The sequence below is a fragment of the Bradyrhizobium australiense genome (assembly GCF_013114825.1).
GTDB classification, from domain to species: Bacteria; Pseudomonadota; Alphaproteobacteria; order Rhizobiales; family Xanthobacteraceae; genus Bradyrhizobium; species Bradyrhizobium australiense.
Window position 1 is genome coordinate 172,460 of the sequence record NZ_JAAVLX010000010.1, and the last position, 15,349, is coordinate 187,808.

Below are 15,349 nucleotides of genomic sequence, written 5' to 3' on the forward strand. Positions count from 1 at the left end.
CACGCCATGTCGCCAGCCGAAGCTCGCCTGAAACAAGTTCCATCCGGCATGACCGACGACGAGTGGAACCAGCGCGTCAATCTCGCCGCCTGCTATCGCCTCGTCGCGCTCTATGGCTGGGACGACCTGGTCGACACCCACATCTCGGCGCGCGTGCCCGGCCCCGATCATCACTTCCTGATCAACCCCTACGGGCTGATGTTCGAGGAAATCACGGCGTCGAGCGTGGTGAAGGTCGATCTTCACGGTAACCAGCTCAGCGAGAGCGAGTACAGCATCAACCCGGCGGGCTTCACCATCCATTCGGCGATCCACGAGGTGCGCGAGGACGCCGGCTGCGTGCTCCATCTGCACACGCCCGACGGAACGGCGGTGGCGAGCTGCATGGAGGGCCTGTTACCGATGAACCAGACCGCGCAGTTCGTTACCCACGACCTCGCCTACCACGATTACGAGGGCGTGGCGCTGGACCACGACGAACGCCCGCGGCTGCAGAAGGATCTCGGCAACAAGAACCACATGCTGCTGCGCAATCATGGCACGCTGACGGTCGGCCGTTCGGTCGCCTCCGCCTTCGAGCGCATGTACCATCTGGAGCGGGCCTGCACGATGCAGGTGCGCACGCGCATGCTGGGCCCGACCGCCTATCCGATCGAGCAGGCCGTGATCGATAAGAACGAGCGGTTGTTCGCCAATGCCGATTTCGCGGAACGGCGCTCGACCGAGCTGGTATGGCCGCCGCTCTTGCGCAAGCTCGATCGGATCGATCCGAGCTACAAGACTTGAACCCGGCGAGCACTCGAAAGGTTCTGGCGGCGTGACCGTACTGGTGACCGGCAGCTCCGGCCATTTGGGCGAGGCGCTGATGCGTACGTTGCAGGCGCAGCGGCGCGAGGTCCTTGGCATCGATATTCTGCCTGGCGCGTTCACCCACCAAATAGGCTCGATCACCGACCGCACTTTAGTGCGTCGTTGCATGAAGGGCGTCAAGACCGTGCTGCACGCCGCGACACTGCACAAGCCGCATGTGGCTACCCACCGCCGTCAGGACTTCGTCGACGTCAATATCACCGGCACGCTGAATTTGCTCGAAGAAGCTGCCGCAGTTGGCGTCACGGCATTTGTCTACACCAGCACTACGAGCGTCTTCGGCGATGCGCTGGTGCCGCCGCCGGGCGAGCCGGCGGCTTGGATAACCGAAGACGTCGCGGCGGTGCCCAAGAACATCTATGGCGTCACCAAGGCGGCCGCGGAGGATCTGTGCCAGCTGTTTGCGCGCAATCACTCGCTTCGCACCATCGTGCTGCGCACCTCGCGCTTCTTTCCCGAAGAGGATGACAATCGCGCGACACGCGAGGCCTACACCGACGCCAACATCAAGACCAACGAGTTCCTGTATCGCCGCGTCGATATCGAAGACGTGGTCAACGCGCACCTGCTGGCCGCCGATCGCGCGCCATCGACCGGTTTCGCCAAATACATCATCAGCGCCACCACGCCATTTTCGCGTCACGACGCGGTGGAACTGCGCAACGACGCGCCCCGTCTGGTGCGCCGTTACGTGCCGGAGTTTTATGCCGAATTTGCGCGCCGCGGCTGGACGATGATTCCACGCATCGATCGCGTCTACGTCAACGACCGCGCCCGAGCCGAACTCGGCTGGCAGCCGCGCCATGATTTCCGCGCGCTGGTCGCGCGGCTGCGAGCCGGCGGGGATATCCGCAGTGCCCTCGCGCGCGAGGTTGGCAGCAAGGGCTATCACGACCGGGTCTTTCGCGAGGGGCCCTACCCGGTGGAGTGAGCGCGCGAGAGATATCCGGTGGACAGGCAGCGCGGATGCGCTAAACTCCCAGCTACACACCCTCTACACGTTCGGAATCAAAACGCCGTCCAATCCCGGACGGCGTTTTTATTTGGTGGGTGCTTCGTAGGATGGGTAGAGCGGAACGCTCTACCCATCCTACACATCCTTCGCCTCCGCGAACGCTCCCAATATCCTTGCCCAGGAGCGGATGCCCTTGTGGTAGCTCTTGAGATCGTACTTCTCGTTCGGCGAATGGATGTTGTCGTCGTCGAGGCCGAAGCCGACCAGCACGCTGTCGAGGCCGAGCGTGCGCTTGAAGTCCGCCACGATTGGGATCGAGGCGCCCGAGCCGATCAGGAGCGCTTCCTTGCCCCACTCGTCCGTCAACGCGCGCTTGGCCGCCGCCAGCGGCTTCATGTTCCAGTCGAGCGCAATCGCCGGCGCGTTGGAATGGTCGGTGAATTCGGCCTTGCAATCGGCGGGCACGCGCGCACGGACATAGTCGCGGAAGGCGTTGCGGATCTTTTCCGGGTTCTGCCCCTCCACGAGGCGGAACGAAACTTTTGCGGAAGCTTCCGCCGGAATGACGGTCTTGGAGCCCTCGCCCGTGTAGCCGCCGATGATGCCGTTGATGTCGCAGGTCGGGCGCGAGGAAACCTGCTCGATCAGCAGGCGATCCTTCTCACCGGCCGGAATGGAGAGGCCAATCGGCTTCAGGAACGATTCCGGCGTGAGGTTGAGATTCTTCCACTGCGCCAGGATGTCCGGCGGCAAGTCCTTCACGCCATCGTAGAATCCGGGAATGGTGATGTGGCCATTCTCGTCATGCAGGCCGCCGAGAATGTTAGTCAGCACCCGGATCGGGTTGCGTGCGCCGCCGCCAAAGATGCCGGAATGCAGGTCGCGATTGGCGGCCTTGATCTTGACCTCGTCATAGACGAGCCCGCGCAGCGAAGTCGTGATCGCCGGCGTGTTCTGGTCCCACATGCCGGTGTCGCAGACCAGCGCGAAATCGGCGGCAAGGTCGGCCTTGTTCGCTTCCAGGAACGGCACGAAGTTTTTCGATCCGATTTCCTCTTCACCCTCGATGATGATGGTGACGTCGACCGGCAGCGAGCCTGTGACCTTCTTCCAGGCGCGACAGGCTTCGAGGAAAGTCATCAACTGGCCCTTGTCATCCTCCGCACCGCGCGCGACGATGATCTTGCGGCCATCGGCATGGTCGGTGACGACGGGCTCGAACGGCGGCCGGTGCCACAGATTGAGTGGATCGACAGGCTGCACATCGTAATGCCCGTAGAACAGAACGTGCGGCCGGCCATCGGTGCTGCCGTTCGCTTTGGCGACGATCGCGGGATGCCCCGCCGTCGGCCTCACCTCGGCCTTGAAGCCGAGCGTCGCAATATCCTTCGCCAAATGATCGGCAGCCGCCTTGCAATCGCCGACAAAAGCCGGATCGGCCGAGATCGACTTGATCCGCAACAGCGCAAACAGCCGTTCGAGGCTGTTGTCGAAATCGGCGTCGATGTGATCGAGGACCGGCTGGATCTTGGCGTTGGACATGGCTGATTATCCTTGGCTGTAGGCCTTGCTGTTGGCATCGAGTTGTAGCTTGCCCGTAGCCTAAGGCAAGGCAACGTCTTTGGCAGGCGGCCGCAATATGTGCCAGACCAGCCCCGCCGCGAGCAGGACGGTGGCAGCGAGATTGTTGCCATAGGCCTGCAGATCAACCGGAAACAGCGGCAGCGACAGGCACAGCAAGCCGCCCGCGATGGCAAGTAACGTCCATATCCCGGTTCTGACCGCCGCGCGCGCATCGTAAGCGGCGCGGTGGACCAAAACAGTGATCGGAAAGAACAGCCACAGGAAGTAGTACTGGCGGGCCAGCGGCGAAGCCGCCGTGATCAGGCAGAACAGGATGCCGATCTCTTCGGCATCCGAACGTTCCGTACGGCGGGACGCCGGCGGCATCACCGCGAGATAACCGAGCCCGATCGCAAGCGAGATGGCCACCACGATCCAGTTCGCCGTCCTGAAATCGACGTCGATGATGTTCATTGTGCGCACGGGCTTGGCGGGGTTGTCCTGGTTGTAGTTGATCGGCCGCGTCAGCCGGTGCGTCACCGCGATGATCGACTGGTTGACCCACGACCAGTTCTGCTCGTCGCGCTGTCCGAACCCCTTCTCGGAACTCGACCCCACCATGCCTTGGTACCAGGTCTTGAGCTCCGTGAAATTGTGCTGGAAGCCGCGAAACGGCGCCGGCAGCACGAACAGGAATACGCCGATGAACACCAGCATGCTCGCGGCTGCCGCCCAATGTCTTCGCCACACCAGATAAGGCAACACCGCCACCGGAAACACCTTGATGGCGGTGGCGAGCGCAAACATACTCCCTGCCATCCAGCCGCGGTGGTCCCGCAACAGCCAGAACCCATAGAGCATCAGCGCCAGCAGCACGAGGTTGGGCTGGCCGAGGTCGAACATGTCGAACACGAAGGTAACGGTGACAAAGCCCGGCAGCGCTTCCAGCCAGGGCCCCGGCTTCCGCCCCGACCCCGCCATCGCGTGCGAGAACTGCGCCGTCATCCACCACGCGACGATGTTGAGAAACGACAGGCAGAGATAAAGCGGGATCTTGCCGAACCAGCTCGGGATCGCGAGCAGCACCGCCGACAGCGGCGGATAGATGAATTCGAAATAGGTGGCGGGGTCGTCAGGAAAGAGATTCCTGCCCTGCAGCACCTGCTGCCCCGCCCAGAACCAGAGCGGATAGTCCTTGGTCTTACCGCCGCCCCAGATTTCCGGGACGAGGACATCGGCGGTCAATGCGATGCAACAGACCACAAACAGGACATCGAGCGGCCTTCGTAGCGACGGATATCTCAGCACACGCTCGTTCCGGATTCAGAGGGAGATTACGTCGCAGCTCTTGACGCTAACCGACTGCCGCTTCGCTCGAAAAAGTCCTATCGCCGCAGCAAGCCGCCGAGCGCACCGCGCACCAGCGCGCGCCCAACTGAACCGCCGAGCGATCCGCCGACCGATTTGCCGAGATCGGCTACGATGCCGCCGACCACCTTGTTGGTGACGGACCGCGTAACGTCTCGTGCAATCACCTGCCCCGTCGTCAGCCTGCCGCGCTTCACGTTGGTGCCGAAGATCGTGCCGACGATCGAGCCGATCTGGCCGAGAATTCCGCCACCGCCGCCAGCGCCACCATCGTGGCCATCCGCAGCCGCCGCCGTTCCGGCGACGCGCTTCTGCAGCATCTCATAGGCGGATTCGGCGTCGACCGCGGTGTCGTATTTGCCTTTGACCGGGCTCTTGCCCATGATCGCCTTGCGCTCTTCCGGCGTGATCGGCCCGATCCGCGCCGTCGGCGGCCGGATCATGACGCGCTCGACCATGCTCGGCGTTCCGCCGCCTTCGAGGAACGAGACCAGTGCCTCACCCTTGCCGAGCTCCATGATGACGCGGGCGGTATCGAGCTTGGGATTGGGCCGGAACGTCTGCGCCGCCGCGTTTACCGCCTTCTGGTCGCGTGGTGTGAAGGCGCGCAGCGCGTGCTGCACGCGGTTGCCCAACTGGGCCAGCACCTTGTCCGGCACATCGATTGGATTTTGCGTGACGAAATAGACGCCGACGCCCTTGGAGCGGATCAGCCGGACCACCTGCTCGATCTTGTCCAGGAGCGCCTTCGGCGCGTCGTTGAATAACAGATGCGCTTCGTCGAAGAAGAACACCAGTTTTGGCTTCGGCAGGTCGCCGGCTTCCGGCAGTTCTTCGAACAGCTCCGATAGCATCCACAACAGAAACGTCGCGTAGAGCCTCGGGTTCTGCATCAGCCTGTCGGCGACAAGGATGTTGACCATTCCCCGGCCCTCACTGTCGGTCTTCATGAAGTCTTTTAGCAGAAGCGCTGGCTCGCCGAAGAATTTAGTGCCGCCCTGGTTCTCCAGCACTAGGAGCTGGCGCTGAATGGTCCCGATCGTCGCCTTGCTGACATTGCCGTAACTCTGCGCGGCCTTTCGGATTTCGGCCAGCTCATCCTCCTCGGCATCTGGCCCCTTTTTGCCGCCGGCTGGCGCGATCGCATCCAGCAGCGATCGCAGATCCTTCATGTCGATCAGCGTCAGGCCATTTTCATCCGCCACGCGGAATGCGACATTGAGAACGCCTTCCTGCACGTCGTTCAGATCCAGCATTCGCGATAGCAAAAGCGGTCCCATTTCCGTGACCGTGGCGCGGACCGGGTGTCCCTGCTCGCCGAACACATCCCAAAACACGGTCGAGAACTGGTCGGGCTGAAAATTGAGACCCATCTCGCCAGCGCGCTTGAGGATAAAATCCTTGGCCTCGCCGATCTCCGAAATTCCAGACAGATCGCCCTTGATATCGGCCGCGAACACGGGAACACCGGCGCGGGCAAAGCCCTCCGCCATCACCTGCAGCGACACGGTCTTGCCGGTGCCGGTCGCTCCGGTGACGAGGCCATGTCGATTGGCAAGCGCAAGCGTCAGCCAAGCCGTCTGTTCGCTCTTTCCGATGAAAATTTTCTCGTCGGTATCGGCTGTCTTGTTATCTGGGATCGCCATCGCATCGCCTCTTCGCGCATCGGGGGATTTGGTGCCAATCATATCGCATCCTGCCCGCCGATTGAAACCGTCGGCGGGCGTATACGTGAGCGTTCGCTCGCCTCATCGTTCGCGCTTCTGATCCCTTTTTCCGACCTTCGGCAGAAAAATCGAGAGCGCAGCGCAACAAGTCAGCGTGAATCCGGCATTCACTCTTGCATTGCTGCAACACTCGCGACTCGATCTAGGCCTTCGCACGCGCGGATCGCTTGTATTTCAAATCGCAGGCGCTCAAGATCAATTCACAAGCGAACGACCCGGTAAAACCGGTTGGGGACGGGGCAAATATGGACGAACTGGTAGGGCGGCTGGCCTCCAAGGCCGGCATCGATAGTGCTGTGGCTGAAAAAACCATCGGCATCGTTCTGGGCTTTCTCCGTAACGAGGGACCCTCCGACAAGGTTCAGGCCCTGATCGACCAAATTCCGGGTGCCGAAGCTGCGATTGCGGCTTCCAGCAGCAATGGCGGCTTCGCGAGGCTGATGGGCGGAGGCTTGATGGCGGTCGGCACCAGGTTGATGGCGCTTGGCCTGGGCATGACCGAGATTCAAAACGTGGCGCGTGAACTATTCAGGTTCGGACGCGACAAAATCGGAGCGGAGCAAATGGGCGAAATCATTTCAGGGACGCCGGGCCTCAGCCAGTTCGCATAAAGCGCATGTCGGTGAGCACATTCGGCCCGGGCACATTCTTTTTTCATCTGGTATCATGACTTATCCCCTTTCCGAGATCGAAGGCCTGACCGCCTACTCTGCCTCGAAGCTTAAATCATTGGGCATTCGCACCACGGATGCGCTGCTGGAGGCAGCACGCACGGTGAAAGGGCGCAAGGCGCTTGCGGCGAAGACCGGCATCAGCGAGCAGCAACTGCTCGAATGGGCCAATTTTTCTGACTACATGCGAATTCCCGGGATGGGCAAGGCCAAGGTAGGACTGGTGCGCGCAGCCGGCGTCACAACGGTGCGTGAACTCGCACTCCGCAATCCGGCGCGGCTGGCTCAGAACATGAAAGACGTGAATACAAAACGCAAACTGGTCCGCGTTCTGCCCTCGGAGCGATCGGTCGAGCAACTGATCGAGCAGGCGCGCAAGCTTCCGCCCAAGATAAGCTATTGACGATCAACTATTGAAGATCAGCTGCTGAAGCCGGTCAGGCCGGCCGCGAGGCTGGCTATCATGCCTTGACTCCCCGGCGCGGACCGCGCAAAGCGACCGCATGATCGCAGCCAAGTCCAGACCAACCGCCGCAACCGGTCCGGCCGGTCATCCGGTGCTGCCCGCGCTGCTGTCCAGGCCCTATCCGGCGGTGATGGGCGTGCTGAATGTGACGCCCGATTCCTTCTCGGACGGCGGGCAATTCGCCGCCCCCGAGCGCGCGCTGGCGCAGGCCCGGCGGATGCTCGCTGAGGGTGCCGACATCATCGACATCGGCGCGGAATCTACCCGGCCCTACGGATCGGAGCCGATCTCGGCGGAAGAAGAATTGAAACGCCTGCAGCCGGTACTGCCCGATGTCGTCGCGCTCGGCATTCCGGTCTCGATCGACAGCATGAAATCGGCCGTCGTCGCCTGGGCGCTCGATCAGGGCGCCGCCATCGCCAACGATGTCTGGGGCCTGCAGCGCGATTCCGGCATGGCCGGGCTGGTCGCGGAGCGTGGCGTGCCCATCATCGTGATGCACAACCGCGAGCGCGCCGATCCTGCGATCGACATCATGCAGGATATCGCCGCTTTCTTTGCGCGTTCGCTCGACACCGCCGCAAAGGCCGGAATTTCATCCGACAGGATCGTGCTCGACCCCGGCATCGGCTTCGGCAAGACCCCCGAGCAAAGCATGACCGCGCTGGCCCGGCTAACCGAGTTGCAGTCGTTCGGGCTGCCGCTATTGATCGGCGCCTCACGCAAGCGTTTCATCAGCACGGTGACGCCCTCGGAGCCGCATCAGCGCCTCGGCGGCTCGATTGCTGCGCATCTGTTGGCGGCCCAAAATGGGGCGCGGATCATTCGCGCCCATGACGTCGCCGAAACCGTACAGGCGCTGCGGGTGGCGGCGGCAATCAGGGAACGGCAATGAGCGATACGATCTTCATCACCGGCGTCGTCATCCATGCCCGTCACGGCGTGATGGAGCACGAGACCAAAGTCGGGCAACGCTTCGTGATCGATCTCGAACTCTCCGTCGACCTGTCGGAATCCTCGCATTCTGATCGCCTGTCCGACACGGTGTCTTATGCCAGCGTTGTCGAGACCGCGACCGCCGCGTTCACGAACTCCAATTACAAGCTTTTGGAGCGTGCGGCCGGCGCCGTTTCTGACGCGATCTTCGCGGCGTTCCCACGCGTCCATGCCGTCAAGATCACGGTCCACAAGCCGCATGCGCCGATCGCCGAGATATTCGAGGATGTCGGCGTCGTACTCATGCGCAAGCGGCCATCGCCCTGACATGGCCGATGTCCTGATCGCGCTCGGCGGCAATATCGGCGACGTCCGCGCGACGTTCAAAAAGGCCATCTCCAATATTTGCGGCATGACCCAGGCCGCGCTGCTCGCGCGTTCCTCTGACTACATCACCCCGCCCTGGGGCGAGGAACACCAGGCGCTTTTCACCAACGCCTGCATCGAGATCGAAACCAGCCTTGATCCGCACGCGCTTCTGTTCACGCTGCACAAGATCGAGAAGAAATTCGGCCGCGACCGCGCTCATGAAACACGCTGGGGTCCGCGGACCCTCGACCTCGACCTGATCGCCTATGATGACGTTAGCCTCGACAAGCCGGAACTGACGCTGCCGCATCCCCGGCTGTTCGAGCGCGCCTTTGTGCTGGTCCCGCTGGCCGAGATCGCGCCGGACCGTGTCATTGCGGGACGCCGCATCACTGACGCGCTGGCACAAGTGTCCACCGAGGGTATTACGCGGTTACCCGACCTCGATTGAACCCGAAAGGACCCAAAACAACCGTTTGGCTTGGCGGCCGCCCCGTGGCAATTTCCGGCCAAATCGAGAGACGACCAGGGAATAATGGGCCGAATGAGCAAGACTGACGAGCTGACATTGGCGGCGGAGTTTCCGCAGGCGACCTACGACGACTGGCGCAAGCTGGTCGACGGGGTGCTGAAGGGTGCGCCGTTCGAGAAACTGGTCAGCAAGACGTCCGACGGGTTGAAAATCGATCCGATCTATCGCCGCGCCCAGGGTGCCGCGCCGGTCGCCGGCCGTGCCGCCGCTGCAGGCTGGCAGATCATGCAGCGGATCGATCACCCTGACGCGAAAGCAGCCAACGCGCAGGCGCTGCACGACCTGGAGAACGGCGCAACAGGGCTGACACTGGTATTCGCTGGCGCCAATGGCGCTCACGGGTTTGGCCTGGATCCTTCAGCGGAGGCGGTCGCGCAGGTTCTCGAGGGGATCTATCTCGACGCCGGTATCGGCATCGAGCTGCAGATCGGGCCGCAGTCGCGAATGGCGGCAATTCATGTCGCCGAATATATCAAACGCAAAGGGCTCGATCCCACGGCCTGCGATATCCGCTTTGGTCTCGACCCGCTCGGGTCCTGTGCGGTGTGGGGCTCCAGTCCCTATAGCTGGGACGAAATCGTGCCCGCGGTCACGAGCGCCATCAAGGGTCTCGCCGCGATGGGCTTCAAGGGCCCGCTCGCGGCCGCCGATGGACGGGTCATCCACGATGCCGGCGGATCGGAAGCGCAGGAGCTTGCATTCGTGCTCGCCTCCGGTGTCGCCTATCTGCGCGCGATCGAGCAAGCGGGAATCGCGCTCGAAGATGCGCAAGGAATGGTCTACGCGCGGCTCGCCGCTGACGCCGACCAGTTTCTGACCCTGGCAAAATTCCGCGCGCTGCGGCTGTTGTGGGCGCGGATCGAACAGGCCTGCGAGTTGACCCCCAAGCCGCTGTTCATCGCCGCCGATACCGCGTGGCGCATGCTGACGCAGCGCGACGCCTACGTAAACATGCTGCGCGCGACGATGGCGACCTTCTCCGCCGGTCTCGGCGGCGCCAACGCCATCACCGTAATGCCGCACACGCTGGCGCTGGGCTTGCCCGATCCGTTCGCCCGCCGCGTGGCGCGCAACACGCAATTGGTGCTCTTGGAAGAGTCCAACCTCGCCAAGGTGAGCGACCCTGCAGCCGGCTCCGGCGGTATCGAAACATTGACGAAGCAACTCTGCGAAGCCGCATGGTCGCTATTCCAGGAAATCGAGAAGGCCGGCGGCATCTTCGCCGGGCTCGAACAGAACCTGATCCAGAAAAAGGTCGCCGCTACGCGGGCCGCGCGCGAGGCCAATATCGCCAAGCGCAGGAACGTGCTGACCGGCGCGAGTGAATTCCCGAACTTGCACGAGGACGATATTGCGGTGCTCGATGCGAAGCCGATCGAGCTGCCGCCCTATGGCGAGGCCAGGTTCAAGTTCGACCCGCTCCCGCCGATGCGGCTGGCCGCGCCATTCGAGGCGCTGCGAGACAAATCGGACGAAAAGCTCAAGACCTCGGGCGCGCGGCCAAAGATCTTCCTCGCCAATCTCGGCACGGCCGCCGCATTCACCGCCCGCGCCACCTTTGCCAAGAGCTTCTTCGAGACCGGCGGCATCGAAGCGCTCGACACGCAAGGGTTTGCGGATCCTGCAGCACTCGCCGCCGCATTCACGGCGTCCGGTGCGGCAATCGCGTGCCTGTGCTCGTCCGACAAGGTCTATGCGGAACACGCGGTGGGGGCCGCAAAGGCCCTTCAAGCCGCCGGCGCAAAGCATATCTATCTGGCAGGGCGGCCCGGCGAACAGGAGGCCGCGCTACGCTCGGCCGGCATCGGCGATTTCATCTTTGCCGGTGGCGACGCGCTGGCGATGCTGCAGGCGGCCTGGCAGCGGATGGAGTGAGCATGACGGAAAGCAACCACAAGACGGTCCTGACCGGCGGCTGCCAATGCGGCGCCATCCGCTTTGCGGTGTCGGGGGTACCCGCCAAGATCAGCATCTGCCATTGCCGGATGTGCCAGAAGGCCTCCGGCGCGCCCTTTGCCTCGTTCGCCGACATCGAGCACGAGAACTTCACCTGGACCCGCGGCAAGCCGGCCGCCTTCCAATCCTCTTCCATCGCCGAACGCGATTTCTGCTCTGCCTGCGGCACGCCGCTGAGCTTCCGCCGGATCGGCGGCCCCCGGATCGAGATCATGACCGGCACGTTTGATCGCCCCGACCGGGTGGTACCGACGCGGCAATATGGAACCGAATCCCGGCTCGGCTGGGTGGTCGGCATCGCCAATCTGCCGAGCCAGACGACGATGCAGAATTACGGGCCGGAGAAGATGGCGACCATCACCAGCCATCAGCATCCGGACCATGATTAGGCGAGGCAATCTCTGCCAGCCACATGTGCTACAATGAGTAACATGAGCCGCATACCGAACTTCGCCGATCTCGCCTTTGAACCCACCGCGCCCGCGCAGCCCGCAGGCAGCGCCGAACCGTGGCTGACGCCCGAGGGCATCCCCGTAAAGCCCACTTACAGCGAGGCCGATCTCGAAGGCATCGATTTCCTCGAGACCTGGCCGGGCATTGCGCCCTACCTCCGCGGCCCCTACCCGACCATGTATGTCAACCAGCCCTGGACCATCCGGCAGTATGCCGGGTTCTCCACGGCGGAAGATTCCAACGCGTTCTATCGACGCAACCTAGCCGCAGGTCAGAAAGGTCTGTCGGTCGCCTTCGATCTCGCCACGCACCGCGGCTACGACAGCGATCATCCCCGCGTGTCCGGCGATGTCGGCATGGCGGGCGTGGCCATCGATTCCATCTACGACATGCGCACGCTGTTTGCGGGCATTCCGCTCGACCAGATGAGCGTGTCGATGACCATGAACGGCGCGGTGCTGCCGATCCTGGCGCTGTTCGTCGCGGCCGCCGAGGAACAGGGCGTTCCGCCGGAGAAATTGTCGGGCACCATTCAGAACGACATTTTGAAAGAGTTCATGGTGCGCAACACCTATATCTATCCGCCAGCGCCCTCGATGCGGATCATCTCCGACATCTTTGCCTACACCTCGCAGCGGATGCCGAAATACAATTCGATCTCGATCTCCGGCTATCACATGCAGGAAGCTGGCGCTACGCAAGATCTCGAGCTCGCCTATACGCTGGCCGACGGTGTCGAATATCTGCGCGCCGGTCTTGCCGCCGGCCTCGACGTCGACCGCTTCGCGCCGCGGCTGTCGTTCTTCTGGGCGATCGGCATGAACTTCTTCATGGAAGTCGCCAAGATGCGCGCCGCGCGGCTGCTCTGGGCCAAGCTGTTGAAGCCGTTCAACCCGAAGGATCCGCGCTCGCTATCGCTGCGGACGCATTGCCAGACTTCCGGCTGGTCGCTGACGGCGCAAGATGTCTTCAACAACGTGATGCGCACCACCATCGAGGCGATGGCGGCGACGCAAGGCCACACCCAATCACTCCACACCAACGCGCTCGACGAGGCGCTCGCGCTGCCGACCGACTTCTCGGCCCGCATCGCCCGCAACACGCAGCTCTTCCTGCAGCAGGAAAGCGGCACCAACCGGATCATCGATCCCTGGGGCGGCTCCTATTACGTCGAGCGGCTGACCCGCGATCTCGCCGCGAAAGCCTGGGGCCATATCCAGGAGGTCGAGGCGCTCGGCGGCATGGCGAAGGCAATCGAGGCCGGTGTACCTAAGCTCAGAATCGAGGAAGCTTCCGCCAAGACGCAGGCGCGGATCGATGCTGGCAAGCAGGCGGTGATCGGCGTCAACAAGTACAAGCCGGTCGACGAAGCGCCGATCGATGTGCTCAAGGTCGAAAACTCCACCGTGCGGCGCCTGCAGATCGACAAGCTGAAGCGGCTGCGCTCCGAGCGCGACCAGAAGGAAGTCGATCAGGCGCTCGCGGCGCTGACGCGCAGCGCCGGCGAAGGCAATGGCAATTTGCTGGCGCTGGCAATCGACGCGGCGCGCGCGAAAGCAACTGTCGGCGAGATTTCGGACGCGATGGAAAAAGTATTCGGGCGTCACCGCGCGGAAATCAAATCCATCACCGGCGTCTACAAGCGGGAGGCGTCCGCCATGTCCAACCGGGTCGAAAAAGTGCAGGAGCTCATCGATGCGTTCGAGAACGCCGAGGGCCGCCGGCCCCGCATCCTCGTCGCCAAGATCGGCCAGGACGGCCATGACCGCGGCCAGAAGGTGATCGCTTCCGCCTTCGCCGATGTCGGCTTCGACGTCGATATCGGGCCGCTGTTCGCCACCGCCGACGAGGCGGCGCGGCAGGCGGTGGAGAACGACGTCCATATCCTTGGCGTATCGTCACTGGCGGCCGCCCACCTCACCGCGGTGCCGGAATTGAAGGCCGCGCTGAAAAAGCACGGCCGTGAGGACATCATGATCATCATCGGCGGCGTGGTGCCGCCGCAGGATTATGACGCGCTCTATGCGGCCGGTGCGGAGGCAATCTTCCCGCCCGGCACCGTGATCTCCGACGCCGCCGAAGAGCTGATCCACAAGCTAAACGCCCGGCTCGGCCACAGCGAGGCGGCGGAGTAGATCTTCGTCTGGCGTAGCTTCTTCCAAAGGATTGCTTTTGCGCGGCATTGCCTTTCTCACGCTCACCCGGACAATCGGTTTGGCGAGCGCCCTCGCGTGCATTGCGCTGGGCATGGCATTCGCCGGCGAGCCTAAGCCGGATTTCTCCATCAAGACCAAATGGCTCGAAGCCAGCATCTTCCTCGACGCGAAGATCAAGACCGACCCGGCACTGGCGGCAAACTGCCTGGCCGAGGGCAAGGCCTGGGCTGCCAAGAACCGCGCCGACGCCGACAAGGAACGCAAGCAGGACCCGGACTTATTCCGCAACCCGTGGTCCTATGAACGGAAATATGAGACGCGCTCGGTGATCGATGGACGTTATGTCAGCATCATCAGGGCCGACTATGAATATACGGGCGGCGCGCACCCCAACAGTGCGTCCGACACCATCCTGTGGGACAAGTCCGCGGGCAAACGCATCAGCATCCGTCCGTTCTTTACCGAAACCGCCGACAACGGCCCGACGCTGAAAGCGATGCGGCAAGGCGTCATTGCCTCTCTCACAGCCGAGAAAAAGAAGCGCGGCGCGGAAGGCAGTGACACCAGCGCCATTGAAGCCATCGAGCCAAAGCTTCTCAAGATCGGGCCGGTCGCGCTCGCGCCATCGACCGAGAAAGGCAAGAGCTCCGGCCTGAACTTTTACTACGCACCTTACGCGGTCGGCTCCTACGCCGAAGGCGAGTACGTCGCCTTCGTGCCGTGGGAGGCGTTGCAGCCGTATCTGACGCCGGAGGGCACCAGAATTTTCGGCGGGGCGCGACCGAAGGAATATGAAGACCGCCCGCAATGACCGGGCATCAACCAGCAAGGCGGTCGAGCGACCGTTCGAGCGAGTGCGTCCAATCCGGAATCCATGACTGGAACAGTGCGTGCCAGCGATCCGCGTCATGCGGGGCGGTGTCGAGCTTCACGGACCATTCGATGAAGGTCCGGTTGCCCTCGACGACCGGCAGCAGGTGCATCGTCCCCTCGTAGCGCGTCGGTGCGGTTGGCTCGGGCGAGAGCCCGGCAGGAAACGGCAGCGGCTCGATGCCTGCATAGGTCAGCGAGTGCCCTTCGTCCGAGTGGCCGGCGAGGCGCTGCCTGATCCAGTTGCCGAGATAGCAGAAGCGCCTGACGGCACCGACTTCGTCGCCACCCTTGTTGTCCTCGATCACGCTTTCACTCACCCCGTCGATATAGGCCGGATAGTTGTTGAAATCCCGGATCAGGGCCCACACGGTTTCTAGGGGATGGTTCAGCACGGTGCTGTAATAGGCTGTCGTCATGGTTCTCTCCGCAATCGCGGCGCGATGACTGGGCCGCA

15 protein-coding genes are annotated in these 15,349 nt (G+C 62.9%); 11 read left to right on the plus strand and 4 right to left on the minus strand.

The genetic code is table 11. From position 1 onward, the window contains the following. Positions 1 to 6: 6 nt before the first annotated feature. A complete protein-coding gene (locus HCN58_RS28235) occupies positions 7 to 786 on the plus strand; it encodes a class II aldolase/adducin family protein (RefSeq protein WP_171582624.1) in 780 nt (259 codons plus the stop codon). A 31-nt stretch (positions 787 to 817) separates the two neighbouring features. Beyond that, positions 818 to 1,801 (plus strand): NAD-dependent epimerase/dehydratase family protein, encoded by a 984-nt coding sequence (locus HCN58_RS28240; protein ID WP_171582625.1) that lies wholly within the window; start codon positions 818 to 820, stop codon positions 1,799 to 1,801. A gap of 159 nt (positions 1,802 to 1,960) precedes the next feature. Here the strand turns inward: HCN58_RS28240 and HCN58_RS28245 are convergent, their stop codons facing one another. The 3 genes from HCN58_RS28245 to HCN58_RS28255 form a co-directional block, all read right to left on the minus strand. Further along, positions 1,961 to 3,367 carry a M20/M25/M40 family metallo-hydrolase gene (locus HCN58_RS28245; RefSeq protein WP_171582626.1) on the minus strand — a complete coding sequence of 469 codons (1,407 nt, stop codon included), beginning with the start codon at positions 3,365 to 3,367 and terminating at the stop codon, positions 1,961 to 1,963. Between the two features lie 60 nt (positions 3,368 to 3,427). Beyond that, positions 3,428 to 4,696: a glycosyltransferase family 87 protein gene (locus HCN58_RS28250; RefSeq protein ID WP_311966888.1), complete on the minus strand. Its 1,269-nt coding sequence runs from the start codon at positions 4,694 to 4,696 to the stop codon at positions 3,428 to 3,430. Positions 4,697 to 4,773: 77 nt separating this feature from the next. Then, positions 4,774 to 6,402: a helicase HerA-like domain-containing protein gene (locus HCN58_RS28255; RefSeq protein WP_171582627.1), complete on the minus strand. Its 1,629-nt coding sequence runs from the start codon at positions 6,400 to 6,402 to the stop codon at positions 4,774 to 4,776. Between the two features lie 326 nt (positions 6,403 to 6,728). On the opposite strand from HCN58_RS28255, the gene HCN58_RS28260 reads away from it, so the two are divergent. The 9 genes from HCN58_RS28260 to HCN58_RS28300 all read left to right on the plus strand — a co-directional run bounded on the left by HCN58_RS28260 (position 6,729) and on the right by HCN58_RS28300 (position 14,833). Beyond that, on the plus strand, positions 6,729 to 7,094 hold the full coding sequence (locus HCN58_RS28260; protein WP_171582766.1) for a DUF2267 domain-containing protein: 366 nt from the start codon (positions 6,729 to 6,731) through the stop codon (positions 7,092 to 7,094). 55 nt (positions 7,095 to 7,149) lie between these two features. Beyond that, a complete protein-coding gene (locus tag HCN58_RS28265) occupies positions 7,150 to 7,557 on the plus strand; it encodes a DUF4332 domain-containing protein (RefSeq protein ID WP_171582767.1) in 408 nt (135 codons plus the stop codon). Between the two features lie 100 nt (positions 7,558 to 7,657). Then, positions 7,658 to 8,515 carry a dihydropteroate synthase gene (gene folP, locus HCN58_RS28270; protein ID WP_171582628.1) on the plus strand — a complete coding sequence of 286 codons (858 nt, stop codon included), beginning with the start codon at positions 7,658 to 7,660 and terminating at the stop codon, positions 8,513 to 8,515. Then, positions 8,512 to 8,883 carry a dihydroneopterin aldolase gene (gene folB / locus HCN58_RS28275; RefSeq protein WP_171582629.1) on the plus strand — a complete coding sequence of 124 codons (372 nt, stop codon included), beginning with the start codon at positions 8,512 to 8,514 and terminating at the stop codon, positions 8,881 to 8,883. Before folP ends, folB begins: the two co-directional genes overlap by 4 nt. 1 nt (position 8,884) lies before the next feature. After that, on the plus strand, positions 8,885 to 9,376 hold the full coding sequence (gene folK / locus HCN58_RS28280; protein WP_171582630.1) for a 2-amino-4-hydroxy-6-hydroxymethyldihydropteridine diphosphokinase: 492 nt from the start codon (positions 8,885 to 8,887) through the stop codon (positions 9,374 to 9,376). Positions 9,377 to 9,469: 93 nt separating this feature from the next. Then, on the plus strand, positions 9,470 to 11,332 hold the full coding sequence (locus HCN58_RS28285; protein ID WP_171582631.1) for a methylmalonyl-CoA mutase subunit beta: 1,863 nt from the start codon (positions 9,470 to 9,472) through the stop codon (positions 11,330 to 11,332). A 2-nt stretch (positions 11,333 to 11,334) separates the two neighbouring features. Next, positions 11,335 to 11,802 (plus strand): GFA family protein, encoded by a 468-nt coding sequence (locus HCN58_RS28290; RefSeq protein ID WP_171582632.1) that lies wholly within the window; start codon positions 11,335 to 11,337, stop codon positions 11,800 to 11,802. Between the two features lie 42 nt (positions 11,803 to 11,844). Then, positions 11,845 to 14,001 carry a methylmalonyl-CoA mutase gene (gene scpA / locus HCN58_RS28295; protein WP_171582633.1) on the plus strand — a complete coding sequence of 719 codons (2,157 nt, stop codon included), beginning with the start codon at positions 11,845 to 11,847 and terminating at the stop codon, positions 13,999 to 14,001. A 73-nt stretch (positions 14,002 to 14,074) separates the two neighbouring features. Next, positions 14,075 to 14,833, plus strand: coding sequence for a PdaC/RsiV family protein (locus tag HCN58_RS28300; protein WP_376701228.1), 759 nt, complete (start codon positions 14,075 to 14,077; stop codon positions 14,831 to 14,833). A 7-nt stretch (positions 14,834 to 14,840) separates the two neighbouring features. Here the strand turns inward: HCN58_RS28300 and HCN58_RS28305 are convergent, their stop codons facing one another. After that, positions 14,841 to 15,311: an SRPBCC family protein gene (locus tag HCN58_RS28305; RefSeq protein WP_171582634.1), complete on the minus strand. Its 471-nt coding sequence runs from the start codon at positions 15,309 to 15,311 to the stop codon at positions 14,841 to 14,843. Positions 15,312 to 15,349: the final 38 nt, after the last annotated feature.

What these genes read in the sequence shown, in the direction of transcription:
- HCN58_RS28235 (WP_171582624.1), top strand. Translation starts at nt 7, where the DNA reads ATGTCGCCAGCCGAAGCTCGCCTGAAACAAGTTCCATCCGGCATGACC.
- HCN58_RS28245 (WP_171582626.1), bottom strand. Translation starts at nt 3,367, where the DNA reads ATGTCCAACGCCAAGATCCAGCCGGTCCTCGATCACATCGACGCCGAT.
- HCN58_RS28255 (WP_171582627.1), bottom strand. Translation starts at nt 6,402, where the DNA reads ATGGCGATCCCAGATAACAAGACAGCCGATACCGACGAGAAAATTTTC.
- HCN58_RS28260 (WP_171582766.1), top strand. Translation starts at nt 6,729, where the DNA reads ATGGACGAACTGGTAGGGCGGCTGGCCTCCAAGGCCGGCATCGATAGT.
- HCN58_RS28265 (WP_171582767.1), top strand. Translation starts at nt 7,150, where the DNA reads ATGACTTATCCCCTTTCCGAGATCGAAGGCCTGACCGCCTACTCTGCC.
- folP (WP_171582628.1), top strand. Translation starts at nt 7,658, where the DNA reads ATGATCGCAGCCAAGTCCAGACCAACCGCCGCAACCGGTCCGGCCGGT.
- folB (WP_171582629.1), top strand. Translation starts at nt 8,512, where the DNA reads ATGAGCGATACGATCTTCATCACCGGCGTCGTCATCCATGCCCGTCAC.
- folK (WP_171582630.1), top strand. Translation starts at nt 8,885, where the DNA reads ATGGCCGATGTCCTGATCGCGCTCGGCGGCAATATCGGCGACGTCCGC.
- HCN58_RS28285 (WP_171582631.1), top strand. Translation starts at nt 9,470, where the DNA reads ATGAGCAAGACTGACGAGCTGACATTGGCGGCGGAGTTTCCGCAGGCG.
- HCN58_RS28290 (WP_171582632.1), top strand. Translation starts at nt 11,335, where the DNA reads ATGACGGAAAGCAACCACAAGACGGTCCTGACCGGCGGCTGCCAATGC.
- scpA (WP_171582633.1), top strand. Translation starts at nt 11,845, where the DNA reads ATGAGCCGCATACCGAACTTCGCCGATCTCGCCTTTGAACCCACCGCG.
- HCN58_RS28305 (WP_171582634.1), bottom strand. Translation starts at nt 15,311, where the DNA reads ATGACGACAGCCTATTACAGCACCGTGCTGAACCATCCCCTAGAAACC.